Here is a 21,449-nt window from a genome sequence, read left to right on the forward strand (position 1 = left end):
CGGCACAATCGCGATCTCTGTGCAGTCTCGGCGACAACTAGACTTGACACGACATGCGCTTTCTTGACGGCCACCGGCCCGCCTTCGACCTGACCTACGACGACGTCTTCATCGTCCCCGGCCGCTCGGAGGTGCAGTCGCGGATGGACGTCGACCTGTCCACCTCCGACGGCTCGGGCACGACGATCCCAGTCGTGGTGGCCAACATGACCGCGGTGGCCGGGCGGCGGATGGCCGAGACCGTCGCCCGCCGCGGCGGGCTGGTGGTGCTGCCCCAGGATCTGCCCGTCAACGTGGTGAAACAGACCGTTGACTTCGTCAAAAGCCGAGACCTGGTGGTGGACACCCCGGTCGTGCTCTCCCCCGACGACTCGGTGTCCGATGCGACCGCGCTGATCCACAAACGCGCGCACGGCGTCGCTGTCGTGGCGTTCGAGGGCCGCCCGATCGGCCTCGTCACTGAGGGCAACTGCGTCGGGGTGGACCGGTTCACCCGGGTACGCGACGTCGCGACCTCCGACTTCGTCACCGCACCGGTCGGCACCGACCCGCGCAAGGTCTTCGATCTGCTCGAGCACGCACCCGTCGACGTGGCGGTGATGACCGACGCCGACGGCAGCCTGGCCGGCGTGCTGACCCGCACCGCCGCGATCCGCGCGGGCATCTACACACCGGCCGTCGACGACGCCGACCGGCTGCGGATCGCCGCGGCGGTGGGGATCAACGGCGACGTCGGCGGCAAGGCGCGCAGCCTGGCCGAAACCGGCGTCGACCTGCTGGTCATCGATACCGCCCACGGCCATCAGGTCAAGATGCTCGACGCGATCAAGGCGGTGGCCTCGCTGGGGTTGGGGCTGCCGCTGGCCGCGGGCAACGTGGTCTCGGCCGAGGGCACCCGCGACCTGATCGACGCAGGCGCGTCGATTGTGAAGGTCGGCGTCGGACCCGGCGCGATGTGCACCACCCGGATGATGACCGGCGTCGGACGCCCGCAGTTCTCAGCCGTGGTCGAATGTGCCGCCGCCGCAAGGGAACTCGGCGCGCACGTGTGGGCCGACGGTGGGATTCGCCACCCGCGCGACGTGGCGCTGGCCCTGGCCGCCGGTGCGTCCAACGTGATGATCGGCTCCTGGTTCGCAGGCACCTACGAGTCGCCGGGCGATCTGATGCGCGACCGCGACGACCAGCCGTACAAGGAGAGCTACGGGATGGCGTCCAAGCGGGCGGTCGCGGCCCGCGCTGCCGCCGACAGCCCTTTCGACCAGGCCCGCAAGGCGCTGTTCGAGGAGGGCATCTCGACGTCGCGGATGGGGCTGGACCCGTCGCGCGGCGGCGTGGAGGACCTGCTCGACCACATCACCTCGGGTCTGCGCAGCACATGCACCTACGTCGGCGCCGCCAACCTGCGCGAACTGCACGACAAGGTGGTGCTGGGCGTGCAGTCAGCTGCCGGGTTCGCCGAGGGTCACCCGCTCCCGAGCGGCTGGTGACGGATAGGCGAGCACGTCACCGATGACCTCGACGGCGACTGCCGCGCCTTCATCGAGCGCGGGTGCGCCCGGGCTGCGCACCCGCAGCGCGGTGCCGTCGTCGAGCGTCACGTGCACCGCGGTGTCGGCGCCGTAGAACCGGCAGGCCGTCACCCGGGCCTGCGCACCAGAGCCTGCGGGACCGACGACGCGTAACTGCTCGGGCCGCAGCACCACCACGGTGGGCCCGTCGCGGACCGGCACCTTCGACCGCAAAGTGCCGAGCACGGTGTGAACGTTTCCTTCGGTCGCGGTGCCCGCCACTTCGACGGTGCTGCCGATGAACCGGGCATTGGTCAGCGTGCCGGGACGGTGGTACAACTCGGCCGGCGTTCCGTGTTGGGCGACGACACCACCGATCAGCAGCGCCACCGAGTCGGCCAGCGACAGCGCCTCGGACTGGTCGTGGGTGACCAAGATCGCGGTGGTGCCGGCGTCGCGCAAGATCGCGGCGATGTCCTCGCGCACCCTGACCCGCAGGCCGGCGTCGAGCGCGGCGAACGGTTCGTCGAGCAGCAGGACGCGGGGCCGCGCCGCAAGTGCGCGCGCTAACGCGACGCGCTGCTGTTGACCGCCCGAGATCTCGTGGGGCCGCGCGTCGGATAGGTCGGCAAGGCCGACGACCTCCAGCCAGTGCGCGACGTGCATCCGGGCGTGCCGTCGGTCGGCGCCGCCCAGACCGAAGGCGACGTTCTCGCCGACGCTCAGGTGCGGAAACAGTGCACCTTCCTGAGGCATCAGCCCGACGCGGCGGCGATGCACCGGCACCGTGACACCGGCGCCGGCCACCGTCTCCCCTGCGATGTTGACCGTTCCGAGGTCGGGATCGGTGAATCCGGCCAGAATGCGCAGCAGCGTGGTCTTTCCGCAGCCGGACGGCCCGAGGATCGCGGTGATCGATCCTGCCGGCACCTCGAGGTCGACCCCGCGCAGCACCGACCGGATGCCGAACGCCTTGTGGATGCCGTGAGCCGTGACCGACGCCGCGGGTACCGGGATCGGGTCAGTCAACGCGCACCTCCGTTGAACTTGTGCTCCACAGTCCGAGTACCGCGGTCGGCACCGCGGCGAACATCAACAAAGCCGCAGCGTACGGCGCGGCTGCAGGGTAGTCGCTGACCGAGCTATACCCCCACAAGCGGGTGGCGAGCGTATCGGTGCCCGTCGGGTGCAGTAGCAGCGTCACCGGCAACTCCTTCATGCACGTCAGGAGTACCAGAGCGGCGCCGACGGCGATGCCGGGAAGGGCGATGCGCGCGGTGACGGCGCCGAACGCACGGACCGGCGGGCGGCCCAGCGAGCGGGCGACCTCTTCCAGGCGCACCGGCGTCGCCTGCACCGACGCGCGGATCGACCCGATCGCCATCGGCACGAACAGCACGGCATAGGCGAGGATGAGCAGCGGTTCGCGCTGGTAGATGGGGCGCAGCAACAGCACGCCGAGCGACACCATCGAGATCGCGACGACGATCGACGGCAAGCCGTGGGCAAGGAAACTGGCCCCTTCCAGCGTGCGCGTCAGCCGATCCCGGTGCCGGGCGGCGAGCACCCCCAGCGGCAGCGCTGCCACGGTCGACACTGCCGCCGCGGCGGCGGACAGCCACACCGTCGAGCCCAGCGCCCCGAGCCACTCCCCGACGTCCCATTGCAGGCCTGCCGCCAGCAGCCAGCCGGCGAGCTCGATCCCGGGCACCACAAGTGCTGCGCCCAGCACCACCGCCGGCACGATCAGAGCAGGCCACCGCCACCGGCCGAGCCTGCTGACCGGGACCGGACGGGGGGCGCCGCTGCCGATACGTCCCGCCGCCGCCACGCCGCGAACCCGGTGCTCGGCGACCACGAGCAGGACCGCGAACACGATCAGCACCAGCGACAGGACCGCCGCGCGGGACGGATTGAAGCCCGACCGGTAGGCCCCGTAGATGACCCATGTGAAGGCTTCATACCGCAACGCCGCGACGGCACCGAAATCGCTGAGCACGTACAGCGCCACCAGGAGGGCGCCCGCCGCGATCGCGGCGCGGGTCTGGCGCAAGGTCACCCGGAACAGCACCGCGACCCCGCCGAGCCCCAACGACCTGGCCACCTCTTCCTGCGCGGGGTCCACGCGTGCGAGCGCCGCCATGGTGGTCAGCAGCACCAGCGGATAGCTGACCAGCGTCAGCACCAACGCCGCACCCCAGAACCCAGCGGCGATCGGAAACGCCGAAACCCACAGGTACGCCAGCAGATAACTCGGCATCGCCAGCGGCAGCGTCAACACCACCGCGAGGGCGCGTCGCCCGCGCAGATCGGTGCGGGTAACCAGTACCGCCAGGCCCACACCGAGGACGACACATGCCACGGTGACGACCGCGACCAGCAGCAGGGACCGGCCGATCAGCGCAGCAGTGCGCGGCTGCAGAAGTTCCTCGACGACGAACGGCCACCCGCGTTCCAACGCCCGCTCGACCAGGTAGACCAGCGGAACCAGCGTGCACGCCGCGACCAGCGCGGCCGGAAGCAGCAGCCCTGCCGGTGGGCGTTCGGGGCGGCTCAACGAATCAGTTCGTCAGTAGTCCGGTCGCGACCAGCATCTCCTGAGTGGTCTCGATGTCGTCGAGTTGGGAGAGGTCGACCGCGGGCGGGCGCAGATCAGCCAACGGCGGCATCTCGGCGGCCGGAGCCACCCCGGCCACCAGCGGGTACTCCGCAGTCTCCTCAGCGAGATACTTCTGCGCCGACTCCCCGACCAGGTAGGACGCGAACGCCTGCGCGCCTTGGGGATTGGGGGCCGACTTCAGCACACCGACTCCGGCGACGTTGACCAGCCCGCCGGGGTCGCCGGGCGCCATGTACTGGTTGCGTGCGACGACCGCGTCGGCGCCCTTCGATTGGATCAGCTCGTAGAGGTAGTAGTGGTTGGAGAGCCCGAGCGGTATCTGGCCCGAGTCGACCGCGTCGCGGATGGCCACGTTGTTCTCGAAGGCCTGCGGTTCCTGGGCCTTGAACGCGCGCAGCCACTGCGCGGCGCCGTCGTCGCCGCGCACGACCCGCAGTCCGGTGACGAACGCCTGCCAGGACGCATTGCTCGGAGCGAAGCCGATCTTGCCCTTCCATTCCGGGGCCAGCAGTGCGTCGATCGTGTCCGGAGGATCGGGGACCAACGTGGGGTTGTAGACAATGACCCGCGCCCGGCCGGAAACGCCGACCCAGGAGCCGTCGGCGGCCGAATACTGCTCCGGGACCGCGGCCAAGGTCTCGGCGTTGATCGGTGCCAGCAGACCCGCGTTCGACACCGCGCCGAGTGCACCGGCGTCCTGCGACAAGAACACGTCCGCCGGCGACTTGTCCCCTTCGGTCAGCAGCTGCGCGGCAAGCTCACCCGAACCGGCGTAACGGGTCTCCACCTCGATGCCGGTGTCGGTGGTGAACTGCTCGATCAGCGGCTTGACCAGCTCTTCGCTGCGCCCGGAGTACACGGTGATCTTGTCGGCATCCTCGCCCTGGGGCTGCGAGCCGCATGCGCTGAATGCCAGCATGGCGGCCACCGCCCCGCACGCGCCTACCAATCGGGTGAACGAATTCGCCATCAGGCATGCCTCCAAAGCTTTGGCTAGAAAGTACCATCGACCTCGAATCAGCTGCGCTGATGAAAGGTGGCCCCGACGGGCGTCTGGATTCCGCTAACATGTCTTGACATTCAGCCGAATTCGCGCGATGTACCACACGCGCGTCCGCCATTTGCGACGAAGGGGACCAGGTGCCGCAGGCACTGGATGGCAGTCCATCCGAGCCGGCCATCGCCGCCACGCGGTCCGACCACGAACCATGCGAGGTCGAACCCTCCTCTAGGTGGCCGGGCCACGGGCCCGGCGTCCTCGATGCGAGGCGACGATGAGCCTCGCGATGTCGCTTGCGTCGATCGCGGCGATCATCCTGCTGACCGCGGGCACCGCGGTGTTCGTCGCCGCAGAGTTCTCGCTGACCGCGCTGGAGCGCAGCACCGTCGAGGCCAACGCGCGCTCCGGCGACCGCCGCGACCAGATGGTCCGGCGCGCGCACCGCACGCTGTCGTTTCAACTCTCCGGCGCCCAGGTCGGCATCTCGATCACCACGCTGGCCACCGGTTATCTCGCCGAACCGGTCGTCGGCCGGCTGATCCAGCCCGGGCTGGACGCCGTCGGGGTGCCCTCGCGCCTGATCCCCGGCGTCTCGCTGTTGTTCGCCGTCGTCATCGCCACCTCTTTGTCGATGGTGTTCGGCGAGCTCGTCCCCAAGAACCTCGCGGTGGCCAAACCGGTGTCGACGGCGCGCTGGTCGGCCGGCCCACAGCTGCTGTTCTCGGCGCTGTTCACCCCCCTGATCAAACTCACCAACGGAACCGCCAACTGGATCCTGCGCCGGGTCGGCATCGAACCCGCCGACGAGCTGCGCTCGGCGCGCTCAGCTCAGGAGCTGGTGTCGTTGGTGCGCAACTCGGCGCGCAGCGGCGCGCTGGATCCGGTCACCGCGCTGCTGGTGGACCGCTCCCTGCAGTTCGGGGACCGCAGCGCCGAGGAGCTGATGACCCCGCGGTCCAAGATCGAGGCGCTCGACGCCGAGGACACCGTCGCCGACCTGGTCGAGGTCGCCATCAAGACCGGCTTCTCGCGGTTCCCGATCATCCGCGGCGACCTCGACGAGACCATCGGCATCGCCCACGTCAAACAGGTCTTCGAGGTGCCGATGGATCAGCGCGCCACCACCCGCCTGGCCGCGCTGGCGCTACCGGTCGCCAAGGTGCCCTCGACGCTCGACGGTGACGCGGTGATGACCCAGATCCGCGCCAACGGCCTGCAGACCGCGCTGGTGGTCGACGAATACGGCGGCACCGCGGGCATGGTCACCGTCGAGGATCTGATCGAGGAGATCGTCGGCGACGTGCGCGACGAGCACGACGTCGAAGCGCCCAATGTGGTGCCTGCCGGGCGCGGCTGGCAGGTGGCGGGGCTGCTGCGTATCGACGAGGTCGCCGGTGCGACGAACTTCCGTGCGCCCGAAGGCGATTACGAGACGATCGGCGGGTTGGTGCTCGAGCGCCTCGGCCACATCCCCGCCGAGGGCGAGACGGTGGTGCTCACCGCGTTCGATCCGGACAACGTCGTGGAGGACCCGGTGCAGTGGCTGGCCACCGTCGTGCGGATGGATGGTCGCCGCATCGACCTGCTCGAGCTGACCGAATTGGGCCGCCGCAGCACCAGCGAGGAGAACCGATGAACGATCTGTTCGGGGTGCTCCTGACCATCGTGCTGTTGGCGCTCAACGCGTTCTTCGTCGCGTCGGAGTTCGCGCTGATCTCCGCACGCCGCGACCGGCTCGAAGCGCTCGCCGAGAACGGCAAGAAGAGCGCGGTCACCGTCATCCGCGCCAATGAGAACCTGTCGCTGATGCTGGCCGGCTCGCAGCTCGGCATCACGATCTGCTCGATCCTGCTGGGCCGCGTCGGCGAACCGGCCGTCGCGCACCTGCTGGAGAAGCCGTTCGACCTGGTCGGCATCCCCGACGCGGTGCTGCACACCGTGTCGTTCTTCGTCGCGCTGGCCGTCGTCGTCACCCTGCACGTGCTGCTGGGTGAGATGGTGCCGAAGAACATCGCGATCGCCGGCCCGGAGACCACCGCGATGCTGCTGATCCCCACCTACCTGGTGTGGATCCGGATGGCCAAACCGCTGATCGCGTTCTACAACTGGTGCGCCAACATGACGTTGCGCGCCTTCCGCATCCAGCCCAAGGACGAACTCGACGTCACGGTCTCCACGGTCGAGTTGTCGGAGATGATCGCCGAGTCGGTGTCCGAGGGGCTGCTCGACCCCGAGGAACACACCCGCCTGACCCGCGCCCTGCAGATCCGCAACCGCGTGGTCAACGACGTCGCCGTACCGCTGCGCGAAATCCGGGCCGTGCCGGTGGCCCGCGAAGGGGCGGGGCCCACCGTCGGCGCCATCGAGGACGCGCTGGCCGAAACCGGATACTCCCGGTTCCCGATCGCCGACACCAACGGCAACTACCTCGGCTACCTGCACATCAAGGATGTGTTGCCGCTGGTCAACGACCCCGACGCGGTGCTGGACTCGGCGATGGTGCGTCCGCTGCCGCGGGTGCCGGCGTCGCTGCCACTGCCCGACGGGCTGTCCCGGCTTCGGCGCCGCAACGCGCACCTCGCGCTGGTCACCGAGCGCGACGGCACCGTATCGGCGATGGTGGCGCTGGAAGACCTGGTCGAGGACCTGGTGGGCACCGTGCGCGACGGGACGCACCGTGTTTAGGCTCGCAGACTGGACTTGCCGGGCCCGCGCGCACCACCGGCGCGTGGACGACTTTCTGCGCAGATACCGTTCCTCACCCGACCGACCCCACCCCGTCTGGGACTTCCTGTTCAGCTACTACAGCCTGCGGCCCCGACAGTTGCGGACCTGGCATCCCGGCTTCGGCACCGTGCTGACCGGTGCCGCCGCGCAGCGCTACGTGGGCCGCACCGGATACGCCCGCACCGACGACGGCGGCGTCACCGTCACCCGCGACTACCTGGCCGCCCGCCTCGACACCGTCGGTTTCATCGCCCGGTTGCTGCGCGTCACCGCCGCCCGCCCCGCGCGGCTGAACTGCTTCGGGTTGCACGAGTGGGCGATGGTCTACCGGGCGCCGACGGTGCGCCACAAGCAGGTTCCGCTGCGGCTCGGCGCCGCGGGCACCGATGCGGTGGTCGAGTCGATGCCGTTGCGCTGCAGCCACTTCGACGCGTTCCGGTTCTTCACCGAACCGGCCGCCCGGCGCAACACCGAGCGCCTCACCCGCGACGGCCAGTTCGGCGCCGAACAACCGGGCTGTCTGCACGCGGCGATGGACTGCTACAAGTGGTCGTTCAAGCTGGGCCCGCTGGTGAACTCCGAGCTCGTGATGGACTGCCTGGAATTGGCCGCCGATGCCCGTGAACTGGACATGCGGGCCAGCCCCTATGATCTCCGCGAATACGGATTCACTCCGATCGAGATCGAGACACCGGCCGGTCGGGCCGAATACGTACGGATCCAGCAGGACGTTGCCGACCGGGCTGCGCCGCTACGCGCCGCCCTCGCCGATCGATGCGACCGACTTCTCGCCTCGGCCAGCCATGAACCCGGCGGCGCTGGCGCTGGCGGATAAACCCCAGCTACCGGTGGGTAAGCTGAGGCGACAGCTCAAGGGAGGAAAGATGACCGATCGCGTGACGGTGGGAAACCTTCGCGTCGCCCAGGTGTTGTACGACTTCATCAACAACGAGGCGCTACCGGGCACCGATATCGATCCCGACACCTTCTGGTCGGGCGTGGACAAGGTCGTCGGTGAGCTGACTCCGCGCAACCGGCAGCTGCTGGACCGCCGCGACGAACTCCAGGCGCAGCTCGACAAGTGGCACCGCCAGCGGGTCATCGAGCCAATCGACACGCCGGAGTTCAAAGAGGCCTACCAGCAGTTCTTGACCGACATCGGTTACCTGCTGCCCGAGCCCGACGACTTCACCATCGCCACCTCCGGGGTGGACGACGAGATCACCACCACCGCAGGCCCACAGCTGGTGGTGCCGGTCACCAACGCCCGGTTCGCGCTGAACGCCGCCAACGCCCGGTGGGGATCGCTGTACGACGCGCTGTACGGCACGGACGTGATCTCCGAGGAGGACGGGGCCGAACAGGGCGGCAGCTACAACAAGATCCGCGGCGACAAGGTCATCGCCTACGCGCGCCGGTTCCTCGACGAGGCCGTCCCGCTGGCCGACGGCGGCTGGGCCGACATCACCGCCCTGCGGATCGAGGACGGGCAGCTGGTCGTCGGCCTCGGCGAGGACCGGTCCACGGCGCTGGCCGCGCCGGAGCAGTTCGTCGGCTACACCGGCGACCTCGGTGCAGCGCAGTGGTCGGTGCTGCTGCGCAACCACGGTCTGCACATCGAGGTCCTCGTCGACCCCGACTCCCCGATCGGCTCGACCGACCGGGCCGGCATCAAGGATGTCGTGCTGGAATCGGCCGTCACCACGATCATCGACTTCGAGGATGCGGTGTCCGCCGTCGACGCGGAGGACAAGACCGCCGCCTACCGCAACTGGCTGGGCCTGATGAAGGGCGACCTGTCCGCCGAGGTCAGCAAGGACGGCACCACGTTCACGCGCGTGCTCAACGAGGACCGCACCTACCGCACGCCCGACGGTGACGGTGAGCTGACGTTGCCGGGTCGCAGCCTGCTGTTCGTGCGCAACGTCGGACACCTGATGATCAACGACGCGATCGTCGACAGCGACGGTAACGAGGTGTTCGAGGGCATCATGGACGCGTTGATCACCTCGCTGGCCGCCATCCACGGGCTGAAGTCCAGCGACGCCAACGGCCCGATGGTCAACAGCCGCACCGGGTCGGTCTACATCGTCAAGCCCAAGATGCACGGTCCCGACGAGGTCGCGTTCACCGTCGATCTGTTCAGCCGGGTGGAGGACGTGCTCGGCCTGCCGGCGAACACGCTCAAGGTCGGCATCATGGACGAGGAGCGCCGCACCACCGTCAACCTCAAGGCCTGCATCAAGGCCGCGGCCGAGCGAGTGGTGTTCATCAACACCGGGTTCCTCGACCGCACCGGCGACGAAATCCACACCTCGATGGAGGCGGGTCCGATGATCCGCAAGGGCCAGATGAAGACGCAGCCGTGGATTCTGGGCTACGAGGACAACAACGTCGACGTCGGTCTGGCGGCCGGTTTCGTCGGCCGCGCCCAGATCGGCAAGGGCATGTGGGCGATGACCGATCTGATGGCCGACATGGTCGAGCAGAAGATCGGCCAACCCAGGGCTGGTGCGAACACCGCGTGGGTGCCGTCGCCCACCGCGGCGACCCTGCACGCGATGCACTATCACCAGGTCGACGTCGCCGCGGTGCAGAAAGACCTGGCCGGCGAGCGTCGTGCGACGATCGACCAACTGCTGACCATTCCGCTGGCCAAGGAATTGGCCTGGGCGCCTGAGGAGATCCGCGAGGAGGTCGACAACAACTGCCAGTCGATCCTCGGTTACGTGGTGCGCTGGATCGATCAGGGCGTGGGCTCGTCGAAGGTGCCCGACATCCACAACGTCGCGTTGATGGAAGACCGTGCCACGCTACGTATTTCGAGCCAGCTGCTGACGAACTGGTTGCGTCACGGGGTGATCACCGAAGAGGACGTGAAGGCCAGTCTGCGGCGGATGGCCGCCGTCGTCGACAAGCAGAACGAGGGCGACGACAAGTACCGGCCGATGGCGCCGGATCCCGACAACAACATCGCGTTCCTGGCCGCCCAAGAGTTGATCCTCTCCGGCGCTGAGCAACCGAACGGCTACACCGAGCCGATCCTGCACCGCCGACGCCGCGAGTACAAGGCTGCAAGTGGGCAGGCATAGCCTTCCGGATCCCGAGGACTCGGCAGGCGACGAGCAGGCTTCGGAGTCTTCGGAATCTCTGACCGAACGCTTCGGGTCGTTTCGGGACGAGCCGGAATACCGGACGCCCGCGTACGGCACACCGCAATACGGTGAGCCCGGCGGCGACCTGCCCGAACCGGACGCCGGCGCCTCCGGCGCGACGCCACCGCCGCGCGGGCCCGGCCGCTCGGGCCCGCAGCACAGCGGTGACTGGGAAGGCGGCGAGTGGACCGGTAGCCACCGCGCGATAACGCCGAAACGGCGCGGGGTCAGCGTCGGCGTCATCGTCGCGTTGGTGGCCGTGGTGGTGCTGGTCGGCGCCGTGATCCTGTGGCGGTTCTTCGGCGACGCGCTGTCGTCGCGCAGCGACGTGGCCGCCGCCCGGTGCGTGGACGGTGAACTGGCCGTTTCCGTGGTCGCCGACCCGTCCATTTCCGAGCAGATCCAGGCGCTGGCCGACAGCTACAACGAAACCGCGGCCCCGGTCGGCGACCGGTGCGTCGAGGTCGGCGTCACGGCCGCCGGTTCCGATCAGGTGGTCGACGGCTTCACCGGCACCTGGCCCGACGAACTCGGTGAGCGCCCCGCGCTGTGGGTGCCCGCCAGCTCGGTCGCGGACGCCCGGCTGGAGGCCGGGGCCGGCCCGCAGATCATCAGCGACAGCCGGACGTTGGTCAGCTCCCCCGTTCTGCTTGCGCTCCGCCCGCAGCTCAAACCCGCGCTGGCCCAGCAGAACTGGGGCACGCTGCCGGGTCTGCAGACCAACCCGACGTCGCTGAACGAGTTGAACTTGCCGGGCTGGGGTTCGCTGCGGCTGGCGCTGCCGCTGAGCGGCGACGCCGACGCGTCGTATCTGGCCGCCGAGGCGGTGGCCGCGGCGTCGGCTCCCGACGGTGCGCCGCCGAGCGCCGGTGCGGGCGCCGTGAACACCCTGGTGGCCGGCCAACCGAAGCTGGCCGACAACACGGCGTCGACCGCCATGGACGCGCTGCTGAACGCCCCCGACCCGGCGTCGGCACCCGTGCATGCCGTCGTCACCACCGAGCAGCAGCTCTACCAGCGCACCACCGAGATGCAGAACGCGGCCCAGACGGTGGCGTCGTGGCTGCCGCCGGGCCCGCCCGCGGTGGCCGACTATCCGACCGTGCTGCTGTCGGGTGACTGGCTGAGCCAGGAACAAGTCAGGGCGGCCAGCGAATTCGCCCGGTACATGCGCAAACCCGAGCAGCTCGCGCAGTTCGCCGAGGCCGGGTTCCGCGCCGGGGAGGGGACGACGCCCGAGAGCGACGTGCTCGACTTCCCGCCGCTCGCCGAGCCGCTGTCGCTGGGCGACGACGCCGCGCGTGCCGCCTTGGCCGCCACGTTGACCGCCCCCGCGGCCAACCCCGCCGTGACGATCATGCTCGACCAGTCGATGCCGACCGACGAAGGCGGCCGATCGCGGCTGGCCAACGTGGTGGCCGCGCTGCAGGCACGCCTGCAGGCGCTGCCCCAGACATCGGCGGTCGGGCTGTGGACCTTCGACGGCACCGCGGGCCGCTCGGTGGTGAGCACCGGGACGCTGACCGATCCGGTCGACGGCCAGCCGCGCTCGGCGGCGCTGAGCGCGGCGCTCGACGCGCAGTCGGCGTCCGGCGGAGGTGCGGTGTCCTTCACCACGCTGCGCCTGGTCTACACGGACGCGTCGGCGAATTACCGTGAGGGACAACCTAACTCGGTGCTCGTCATCACCACCGGACCGCACACCGACAGGACCCTGGACGGGCCGGGCCTGCAGCAGTACATCCGCGGGGCGTTCGACCCGGCGCGTCCGGTCGCGGTCAACGTCATCGACTTCGGCGCCGACTCCGACCGCGAGACGTGGGAGGCCGTCGCGCAGATCACCGGCGGCACCTATCAGAACCTGGAGAGCTCAACCGCTCCGGAACTGAACGCGGCCATCGCGAACATGCTCGGTTAGGCCGGCGCCGACAACAGGCTCAGCGCCGACCTGGCGAACACGTCCGGCACCTCCACCTGCGGGTAGTGCCCGACGCCGGGAAGTTCGACCACCTCTGCGGCGGGCCGCAACTCGCGCAGGCCGTCGAGCACGTTGGTGGTCGCGACGATGTCATCGAGCGCCCACAGAAAGCTCAGCGTCTTGGGCCAGTCGCGCACCGCGCCGTGCCAGCGCTCGGCGTAGCGCACCCGCTCGTCGAGATAGGCGATCAACAGATGCGCGATGCGGTGACCGTCGTTGTGGGCCAACAGCGCCCACTGCGCCTCGGCTTCGGCAGCCGAGAGTGGATGCCCGTCGCTGAACAGCTTGGCGAACCCGCGGATGAACCCGCGGCGGATGACCAGCCGGGCCAGCAGCGGGCCGAGCGGACCGCGCAGCACCTTCTGGCTGGGCCGCAGGCTGGCCCGGTCCAGGATCACGCTGCCGTTGCTCAGCACCGCCCGCTGTAGGTCAAACGGCAAGCGGCCCTGAAGATCTCGGGCGAGCAGTTCGGTGGCCACCGAAGTTCCCATGTCGTGGGCGATCAGCACCACCGGGCCCGCATCGGCCTCGGCAACGACCGTCTGCACGATATCGGCCTGCTCCAGCAGGCTGTAGCGGTGCGGGCGTGGTTTGTCCGAAAGGCCGAAACCCAGAAAGTCCATCGTCAGCCACGCTCTGCCGTGCAGATGCGGGACCACCTGCCGGTAGTCGTAGCTGCTCGACGGGTAGCCGTGCAGCATCAGGATCGTCGGGCCGTCGCCGGGGGCGCTGTGGACGAACACCCTTCCCGCGGGGGTGGTCAGCCAGCGGCCGGCGTCGCGCCACGCGGTCACGTCAGGGGGAAGCACCCGCCCGACGGTAGTCGCCGAACGTTCCTTACCGCTCGAAAAATCGGCGAAGTATCGCGCGGTACGGAACGTTCGGCGAACAATTGGGCCGTCAGGCGAACGCTTCGACCGGCGGGCACGAGCACATCAGGTTGCGGTCCCCGTACGCGCCGTCGATGCGGCGCACCGGCGGCCACACCTTGGGCCGGTAGTTCTTGCCGAGCGGATAGGCGGCCTGCTCACGGGTGTAGGGATGGTCCCACTGCTCGACGAGCAGGCACTCGGCGGTGTGGGGTGCGTTGCGCAGCGGGTTGTCGTCGACGGGCCAGGTGCCGTTGCCGACGTTGTCGATCTCGGCGCGGATCGCGATCATCGCCTCGCAGAACGTGTCGATCTCGGCCAGGCTCTCGCTTTCGGTCGGCTCGACCATCAGCGTGCCCGCCACCGGGAAGCTCATCGTGGGCGCGTGGAAACCGTAGTCGGCCAACCGTTTCGCCACATCGTCGACGGTGACACCGGTCTGCTTGGTGATCGCGCGCAGATCCAGGATGCACTCGTGGGCGACCATGCCGTTCTTGCCGGTGTAGAGCACCGGGTAGTACTCGTCGAGGCGGCGGGCGATGTAGTTGGCCGAGGCGATCGCCGTCAGCGAGGCCGCCCGCAACCCGGCCGCGCCCATCATCCGGATGTAGGCCCAGGTGATCGGCAGGATCGACGCCGATCCGTACGGCGCCGCCGACACGGTGTGGTCGTCGCCGAGTTCGTCGGCCAGCGGATGACCGGGCAGGTACTTGGCCAGATGCGAGCGCACCGCGACCGGGCCGACGCCGGGCCCGCCGCCCCCGTGCGGAATGCAGAACGTCTTGTGCAGGTTGAGGTGGCTGACGTCGCCGCCGAACCGGCCGGGCCGGGCCAACCCGACCAGCGCGTTGAGGTTGGCGCCGTCGACGTACACCTGACCGCCGGCGTCATGCACGGCCGCGCAGATGTCCGTGATGTCGTGTTCGTACACCCCGTGCGTCGACGGGTAGGTGATCATCAACGCCGACAACCGGTCTGCGTGCTCGGACACCTTGGCGCGCAGATCATCGAGGTCGACGTCACCGTTGTCGCGGCAGCCCACCACCACGACCCGCATCCCCGCCAGCGCCGCCGACGCCGCGTTGGTGCCGTGCGCGCTCGACGGGATCAGGCAGACATCACGCTTCGCCTCGCCGCGTTCGGCGTGATAGGCCTGGATCGCCAGCAGACCGGCGTACTCCCCCTGCGAGCCGGCGTTGGGCTGCAGCGACACCGCGTCATAGCCGGTGATGTCGGTCAACCACCGCTCCAGGTCGGCGATCAACTTGCGCAACCCGGGCGTGTCGGCGGCCGGTGCGAACGGATGCTGACGGCCGAACTCCGGCCACGTGATCGGCTCCATCTCCGCGGCCGCGTTGAGCTTCATGGTGCACGACCCGAGCGGAATCATGCTGCGGTCCAACGCGATATCTTTGTCCGCCAGCGACCGCAGGTAACGCATCATCTCGGTTTCGGTGCGGTAGCGGGTGAACGCCGGATGGGTCAGAAACGCCGACGTGCGCGACGCGATCGACGGGCCGTCGAACGCCGAGTCGACCGGCGTCGCCGAGAACGCCGACAGCACCGCGTCCAAGTGCGACGCGGTGGTGGCCTCGTCGCACGCCACCGACACGTGGTCGTCGTCGCCGCACCACACGTTGATACCGCGGGCCTTGGCCTTGTCGCGGATCTCGGCGGCGCGCCCGGGCACCCGGGCCAGCACCGTGTCGAAGAACGCGTCGTGCACCACTTCGACGCCGGCGGCGGTCAGCCCGGCGGCCAGCGCGCGGGCCCGGTCGTGCACCCGGCGGGCGATGCCGGTCAGCCCGTCGGCGCCGTGATAGCTGGCATACATCGCGGCCAGCACCGCCAGCAGCACCTGCGCGGTGCAAATGTTGCTGGTCGCCTTGTCCCTGCGGATGTGCTGTTCGCGGGTTTGCAGCGCCAGCCGGTAGGCCGGCGACCCGTCGGCGTCCACGGACACCCCGACCAGCCGGCCGGGCAGCTGGCGGGCCTGCTTGCTGCGCACGGCCAGGTAGCCGGCGTGCGGGCCGCCGAAGCCCATCGGCACCCCGAACCGTTGCGTGGTGCCGAAGGCGACGTCGGCGCCGAGCTCACCGGGCGGGGTGATCAAGGTCAGCGCCAGCAGGTCGGCGCCGATCGCGACCAGCGCGCCCCGCTCGTGGGCCCGCTCCACCAGCTCGGTCCAGTCGACGACGGCCCCGCTGGCGCCGGGCAGCTGCGTGATGACACCGAAGAACTCGCCGTCTGGCAGCCCCTGGCGCAGGTCGGCGGTGACGATCTCGATGCCGAGCGGCTCGGCTCGGGTGGCCAGCACCGCGGCGGTCTGCGGATAGACGTCGGCATCCACGGCCAGCCGGTTCGACGTGCCCTTGACCGCCCGGTGCATCAGCGTCATCGCCTCGGCGGCCGCGGTGCCCTCGTCGAGCATCGACGCGTTGGCCACCTCGAGGCCGGTGAGGTCGGTGACCATGGTCTGGAAGTTCAGCAGCGCCTCCAGCCGGCCCTGGCTGATCTCGGGCTGGTAGGGCGTGTAGGCGGTGTACCAGGCCGGGTTCTCGATGATGTTGCGCCGCAACACCGGCGGGGTCAGCGTGTCGAAGTAGCCCTGCCCGATCATCGACACCGCGACGGTGTTGGCGTCGGCCATCTCCCGCAGCTCGGCCAGCGCCTTCTCCTCGCTGGCGGCCGGCATCAGCTGATCCAGCCCGGGTGCGCGTCCGTCGGAGGCGACCGCGTCGAGGATCCCGGCGGGCACCGCCTTGTCGGCGAGTTCGTCGAGGGACGCCACGCCGATGGTCTCGAGTATGGTCGCGACCTCTTCGGCGTCGGGGCCGATGTGGCGGTCTGCGAAGTTGGGCTGGTGATGATCGAACACTGGCGAGTACTCCAGACACATGAAGGTTGAGAACCGCTGGGTTCCTCTCCCTCTGTCGTCAACCCGGTCCGGGTGCCTGAGAGATTCGGCGCCGCTCCGACAGAATCGGGACAACGCCTTTCCCCATGGGCGGGTGGGCGCGCGCCCACCGCTTTCCAGAGGCATCGGGGTCTCGTGCGGTCCTGGGTGCCTGAGAGGTTGACGGAGAGGTATTGCTCCTTCGGCGTCCGTGGCTGGTTGCCACGGAACTCTCCCGCACAAGGGCGATGCGGTGACGAGTTTACCGCGACCGCCCCGGAGCGGCGGATTAGCGGCGCAACGTCAGCCGATCTTGCGGTCGCGGTGCTTGCGCCGCGACGCCAGCTCGTCCTCGGGGGCGGCGATGGACTCGCCGCCGTCGGCGCGCTCGCCCGGGAAGTCGGCGATCGCACCGGTCAGCTCGCGCATCGCACCGGAGACGGCGATGCCGAACACCCCTTGGCCGCCCTGCAGCAGGTCGACGACTTCTTCGGCCGACGTGCATTCGTAAACCGTGGTGCCGTCGGAAAACAGCGTGATGTTGGCCAGATCACGCACGCCGCGCTGACGCAGATGGTCGACGGCGACGCGGATGTTGTGCAGCGAGATGCCGGTGTCGAGCAGCCGTTTGACGATCTTGAGGACCAGGATGTCCTTGAACGAGTACAGCCGTTGGCTGCCCGAACCCGCCGCGCTGCGGATCGACGGCACGACCAGTGAGGTGCGGGCCCAGTAGTCCAGCTGGCGGTAGGTGATGCCGGCGATCTGGCAGGCGCTGGGCCCGCGGTAGCCGACCAGTTCGTCGGGTACGGAGTCGTCGGGAAAAAGTCCTGCCTGCACGGGTTCGCTGGGTGCCGTCACTTCCGATTCCGCGGGGCCGCTAGCAGAGGTCAGGTCCAACTGCTCTTGACGTGGCGTGTCTCCCACTTCCGAAATCCTCTCGCCGATCGAACCCGCTCCGTAGTCCCGCGTGGGGCGCACATTTGCCGAGCCCGAGTGTGTCGAGCATACGCTTTTCGCCGAGCCCGCGACTGTCCATCAGTGGACCGGCACGTCAAAGTATGGCTGCCCGCTTCCCGGTAGCCGGATACCCGCACCGCGTGTCGACGGCGACGAGACGCTACCGTGACAAACGTCGTGGGCCCCCACGCCAGTCGCGAACTAGGTCGCCTTGAAGTCGTCGGGCGACACGCTGTCGAGAAACTCCTTGAACTTCTCGACCTCGTCCTCGCGGACCGCGCCGGCCGCTTCGTCGTCGCTCTCGTCGGGAATCAGCAGGCCGGCCTCGGCAAGCACCGCCTCTTCGACGTATATCGGCACACCGACGCGCAGCGCAATCGCCACCGAATCCGACGGCCGCGCCGACACCTTGATATCCCGGTCAAAGATCAGGTCGGCGTAGAACGTGCCTTCCTGCAGGTCGACGATCCGCACTTCTTTGAGCGAATGGCCAAGCGCACCAATGAGATCTCGGATCAGATCGTGCGTCAGCGGCCGGGCGGGTTCCACGCCCTGCTGCTCGAGCGCGATCGCCGCCGCCTCTGACTGGCCGATCCAGATCGGCAGATAGCGGTCACCGTTCGATTCGCGGAGCAGCAGAACCGGCTGGTTCTGTGGCTGCTCCACGCGAATGCCGACCACACGCACCTCACCCATCTGTGCCTGCCTTCCGCACCAAGAAGCCGTCCAAAACGAGTCTAATCCTCAGCGATCCAGAACGTCGCGTACAGCCGACTTGATCAGCGACGTGTGCAGCATGATCGCCAGCGCGGCCACCTCGCGGGCGAGATCGTCGCCGCGCTCCCGCGCACCCGCCTTACCCGCCTTGGCCACCGGCCCGGCGATCTGGGCGATCAGGTCGGACTGGCGGTCGGCCGCCGAGCGGAAGGCCCGCAGATGGCGCGGTTCCACGCCGTATTCGGCCAGCGCACGGGCGCACTGGGCGATCACCACCGAATGTTCGTCGAAGAAGCCGGCGGGTCCGGTGGTGATCACGCCGGCCTTGACCAACGCGGTCAACATTTCGTCGTCCACGCCCGACCGCGACACCAGATCCTCCCGCGACAGCCGCACCTGCGTCGGGGCCACCGAGGCCGCGGTGCTGACGTGCGCGGCGGACAGGTCGGTGGCGTCGTCACCGGATACCGGCACCAAACGCGGTACGCCGTAAGCGGATCCGCTCTGCGGGGGCAACTCACCGTCGGGCTGCGCGTCGAGCTGGGCCTTGATGACCTTCAACGGCAGGTATTGGTCGCGTTGGGCGGTCAGGATGAACCGCAGCCGAGCGCAGTCGTAGGCGGTGAACCGCCGATAACCCGACGCGGTGCGCTCCGGAGTGACCAGCCCTTCGGCCTCCAAGAACCGGATCTTGGAAATCGTCACGTCCGGGAAGTCCGGTCGCAGCAGATCAAGGACCGCTCCGATCGACATCCCAGTGAGCGCGGGAGTGTCGGGCGCCGTCACTTAGGTGCCTGGACCGCTGTCGTCGCTCTTGGGACCGGTGAGAAAGACCAGCCGGAACTTGCCGATCTGGACCTCGTCACCGTTGGCCAGCACCGCGGAGTCCACCGGTTCGCGGTTGACGTAGGTGCCGTTGAGGCTGCCGACGTCGACGACCTGGAACTCGCCGCTTTCCAGCCGGAACTCGGCGTGGCGGCGGCTCACCGTGACGTCGTCGAGGAAGATGTCGCTGTCGGGGTGGCGGCCCGCGGAGGTCGTGGGCTGGTCGAGCAGGAACCGCGAGCCGGCGTTGGGTCCGCGTTTGACGACGAGCAACGCCGAGCCGACGGGCAAGCCCTCCACACCGGAGACAGCGCCCTCGGCGCCGGCCGCCGCCGGGGCGTCCAGTTCGTTGAGGAAGTCGGCGCGGAAGACCGATGTCGTTTCCACGGTGACTTCGTCAGACGCCTGATCAGCCCCAGAGTTCTTGTCCTTATCCGTCACCCGCTGCTCCTTACTGGCTGCTGTGGCGATACAGGGCCGAGCCCCAGCCGTAGTGCGTCTGACACCGACCGTACCGCGCAGTAGACGTCATTGTGCCCACCACCGCCGGATCCGCCGCGAGATCGACGTCCGGTGTGCAAAACCCTAACAACCGTCATTCGGACACTGCGGCGCGGTAGCCGTCGGCATCAAGAAGCCCGCCCAGCGCCTCTTCTGCCGCCGACGGGTCCACCTGCAGATCGACCAGCCAGCCCTCACCGTAGGGGTCGGAGTTGACCAGCTGCGGATTGCCTTCCAGATCGCCGTTGACGGCAACGACTTTCGCGCTGACCGGGGCGTAGAGATCCGAAACCGACTTGGTCGACTCCACCTCGCCGAAGGACTCGCCCGCGGTCACGTCGGCACCGACGTCGGGCAGCTGCACGAACACCACGTCACCCAGCGCGGACTGGGCGTAGTCGGTGATGCCGACGCGCACGGTGTCGTCGCCGGTGCGCAGCACCCACTCGTGTTCCTCGGTGTACTTCAGGTCGGCTGGGATATCGCTCACTGCGCTCCTAATTTTTCACTCACTGCCTTGGCCTCATTTAACCGGCTGAGCGTATTGGCGGGGTTTCGGTTGCCGCAAGGCGGTCACATCGACCCGGTCGGCCTGCTGCACCGTCATGGTGCCGCCCACCCGCTCGATACTGTCCTTCGCGCCGCCCGGAATATTCATCGCCGCCGCCAACGTCGGCGGATCACCAATCGCCACAACGGTATACGGTGGATGCAGGGTGATGTTGTCGATGACGAGCGCGCCGGGCGCGCCCGCCACCCAGGTGTCGACACCCACCCGCACCGAGGTTTGTTGGGAATCCCCTCGGCCCTGAATCTCCATGGCCTCGGCGCCGGCGTTGCGCAGTTCGTTGATGACGTCCAGCAGCGTCTCGGCGGGCACGCCCGGTGTGGTGTCGGTGATGGTCAACGTCACACCGGGCCCGGTGGCCGGCACCGTGCCGATCATGATCGACAACGCGGCCAGCCGGGCCTGGGCGTTCTCGATGGCCGCCTGGTCGCTGGTTCCCGACGCCTCCAGTTCGACCAGCGTGCGCTGCAGTTCGGCGACCTCGGTGTTCAGCGCCGCCTCGCGTTGCTGCAGCGAGTCGAGCAGCACCAGCAGGTCGGCCGGTCGCGCCGTCTCCAGGGAGTCCCCGGATTCGGTCTGCCGCACCTGGGTGACGATCGCGACGCCGAGCAGCAGGCACAACAACACCGCCAAGGTGCCGAACACCACCTGTGAGCGTCGCCGCCGCGCGCCGGCGACCGGTTGCGTCGGCTCGTCGGGCGGCGACTGGTGTTTGCCCCCGGCGCGAATCGCGGTGTCGTCGGGGCGGTCTGGCTCCGGCGTGTGCTCAGGTGGATGCTGGGTCACGGACTACGCCCCGAACAATCTGCGCCGCAATGCGGCGGCGTTACCGAAGATCCGTATCCCGAGCACGACGATGATCGCCGTGGACAACTGGGTGCCCACCCCGAGTTGGTCGCCGAGGTAGACGATCAGTGCGGCCACCAGCACGTTGAACACGAAGGACACCACGAACACCTTGGCGTCGAAGATGCGCTCGAGGTAGGCGCGCAACCCGCCGAACACCGCATCCAGCGCGGCCACCACGGCGATCGGCAGGTAGGGCTGGACGAATTCGGGGACGTCGGGCTGAAACACCAACCCGAGCACGATGCCGATGACGAGTGCGGCGATTCCGATCAT

General features: G+C 68.9%; 18 protein-coding genes and 2 riboswitches. Of the genes, 6 read left to right on the top strand and 12 right to left on the bottom strand.

The genetic code is table 11. The features are described from left to right. The first annotated feature begins 53 nt into the window (after positions 1-53). Entirely contained in the window at positions 54-1,490 is a 1,437-nt protein-coding gene (locus ABQE93_RS19915) for a GuaB1 family IMP dehydrogenase-related protein (RefSeq protein WP_448409903.1), read from the top strand. Here the strand turns inward: ABQE93_RS19915 and ABQE93_RS19920 are convergent. From ABQE93_RS19920 to ABQE93_RS19930, 3 genes are read right to left on the bottom strand one after another with little or no spacing between them, the layout of a single operon-like run. Then, complete coding sequence (locus ABQE93_RS19920) at positions 1,443-2,540, bottom strand: ABC transporter ATP-binding protein (RefSeq protein ID WP_448409902.1); 1,098 nt, start codon at positions 2,538-2,540, stop codon at positions 1,443-1,445. The two genes, ABQE93_RS19915 and ABQE93_RS19920, sit on opposite strands and share 48 nt — an antisense overlap. Next, a complete protein-coding gene (locus tag ABQE93_RS19925) occupies positions 2,533-4,068 on the bottom strand; it encodes an ABC transporter permease (protein WP_448409900.1) in 1,536 nt (511 codons plus the stop codon). The genes ABQE93_RS19920 and ABQE93_RS19925 overlap by 8 nt, the downstream gene beginning before the upstream one ends. 4 nt (positions 4,069-4,072) lie before the next feature. Further along, the gene (locus ABQE93_RS19930; protein ID WP_448409899.1) at positions 4,073-5,101 is read right to left on the bottom strand and encodes an iron ABC transporter substrate-binding protein; all 1,029 of its coding nucleotides are present in this window, start codon (positions 5,099-5,101) and stop codon (positions 4,073-4,075) included. Between the two features lie 304 nt (positions 5,102-5,405). Between ABQE93_RS19930 and ABQE93_RS19935 the strand changes: the two genes are divergently transcribed. Genes ABQE93_RS19935 through ABQE93_RS19955 form a run of 5 tightly spaced genes read left to right on the top strand, consistent with a single transcriptional unit; the run spans position 5,406 to position 12,931 of the window. Then, positions 5,406-6,767: a hemolysin family protein gene (locus tag ABQE93_RS19935; RefSeq protein WP_448409898.1), complete on the top strand. Its 1,362-nt coding sequence runs from the start codon at positions 5,406-5,408 to the stop codon at positions 6,765-6,767. Beyond that, complete coding sequence (locus ABQE93_RS19940) at positions 6,764-7,816, top strand: hemolysin family protein (RefSeq protein WP_448409896.1); 1,053 nt, start codon at positions 6,764-6,766, stop codon at positions 7,814-7,816. The genes ABQE93_RS19935 and ABQE93_RS19940 overlap by 4 nt, the downstream gene beginning before the upstream one ends. After that, positions 7,809-8,693 (top strand): 3-methyladenine DNA glycosylase, encoded by an 885-nt coding sequence (locus tag ABQE93_RS19945; protein WP_448409895.1) that lies wholly within the window; start codon positions 7,809-7,811, stop codon positions 8,691-8,693. Before ABQE93_RS19940 ends, ABQE93_RS19945 begins: the two co-directional genes overlap by 8 nt. Positions 8,694-8,742: 49 nt before the next feature. Beyond that, on the top strand, positions 8,743-10,950 hold the full coding sequence (locus ABQE93_RS19950) for a malate synthase G (protein WP_448409894.1): 2,208 nt from the start codon (positions 8,743-8,745) through the stop codon (positions 10,948-10,950). Then, on the top strand, positions 10,937-12,931 hold the full coding sequence (locus ABQE93_RS19955; protein WP_448409892.1) for a hypothetical protein: 1,995 nt from the start codon (positions 10,937-10,939) through the stop codon (positions 12,929-12,931). Before ABQE93_RS19950 ends, ABQE93_RS19955 begins: the two co-directional genes overlap by 14 nt. Here the strand turns inward: ABQE93_RS19955 and ABQE93_RS19960 are convergent. The 9 genes from ABQE93_RS19960 to ABQE93_RS20000 all read right to left on the bottom strand — a co-directional run bounded on the left by ABQE93_RS19960 (position 12,928) and on the right by ABQE93_RS20000 (position 21,449). Next, positions 12,928-13,800 (bottom strand): alpha/beta fold hydrolase, encoded by an 873-nt coding sequence (locus ABQE93_RS19960; RefSeq protein WP_448409891.1) that lies wholly within the window; start codon positions 13,798-13,800, stop codon positions 12,928-12,930. The genes ABQE93_RS19955 and ABQE93_RS19960 overlap by 4 nt on opposite strands. A 91-nt stretch (positions 13,801-13,891) precedes the next feature. Continuing rightward, positions 13,892-16,738, bottom strand: coding sequence for an aminomethyl-transferring glycine dehydrogenase (gene gcvP / locus ABQE93_RS19965; protein WP_448412441.1), 2,847 nt, complete (start codon positions 16,736-16,738; stop codon positions 13,892-13,894). Between the two features lie 54 nt (positions 16,739-16,792). Beyond that, positions 16,793-16,905: riboswitch (glycine riboswitch) on the bottom strand. Beyond that, positions 16,906-17,004, bottom strand: a riboswitch (glycine riboswitch). A gap of 55 nt (positions 17,005-17,059) precedes the next feature. Then, on the bottom strand, positions 17,060-17,683 hold the full coding sequence (locus ABQE93_RS19970) for a MerR family transcriptional regulator (RefSeq protein ID WP_448394086.1): 624 nt from the start codon (positions 17,681-17,683) through the stop codon (positions 17,060-17,062). A gap of 234 nt (positions 17,684-17,917) precedes the next feature. After that, the gene (locus ABQE93_RS19975; RefSeq protein WP_448393990.1) at positions 17,918-18,412 is read right to left on the bottom strand and encodes a bifunctional nuclease family protein; all 495 of its coding nucleotides are present in this window, start codon (positions 18,410-18,412) and stop codon (positions 17,918-17,920) included. A gap of 48 nt (positions 18,413-18,460) precedes the next feature. After that, entirely contained in the window at positions 18,461-19,219 is a 759-nt protein-coding gene (gene ftsR / locus ABQE93_RS19980; RefSeq protein ID WP_448409888.1) for a transcriptional regulator FtsR, read from the bottom strand. Continuing rightward, on the bottom strand, positions 19,220-19,699 hold the full coding sequence (gene garA, locus ABQE93_RS19985) for a glycogen accumulation regulator GarA (RefSeq protein ID WP_448393992.1): 480 nt from the start codon (positions 19,697-19,699) through the stop codon (positions 19,220-19,222). 154 nt (positions 19,700-19,853) lie between these two features. After that, positions 19,854-20,249, bottom strand: a complete 396-nt coding sequence (gene gcvH, locus ABQE93_RS19990; RefSeq protein WP_448409886.1) for a glycine cleavage system protein GcvH — start codon at positions 20,247-20,249, stop codon at positions 19,854-19,856. Positions 20,250-20,282: 33 nt separating this feature from the next. Further along, entirely contained in the window at positions 20,283-21,056 is a 774-nt protein-coding gene (locus tag ABQE93_RS19995) for a DUF881 domain-containing protein (protein WP_448410059.1), read from the bottom strand. A gap of 60 nt (positions 21,057-21,116) precedes the next feature. Then, positions 21,117-21,449, bottom strand: a complete 333-nt coding sequence (locus tag ABQE93_RS20000; RefSeq protein ID WP_069404734.1) for a small basic family protein — start codon at positions 21,447-21,449, stop codon at positions 21,117-21,119.

The sequence above is a fragment of the Mycolicibacterium sp. XJ662 genome (genome assembly GCF_053484035.1).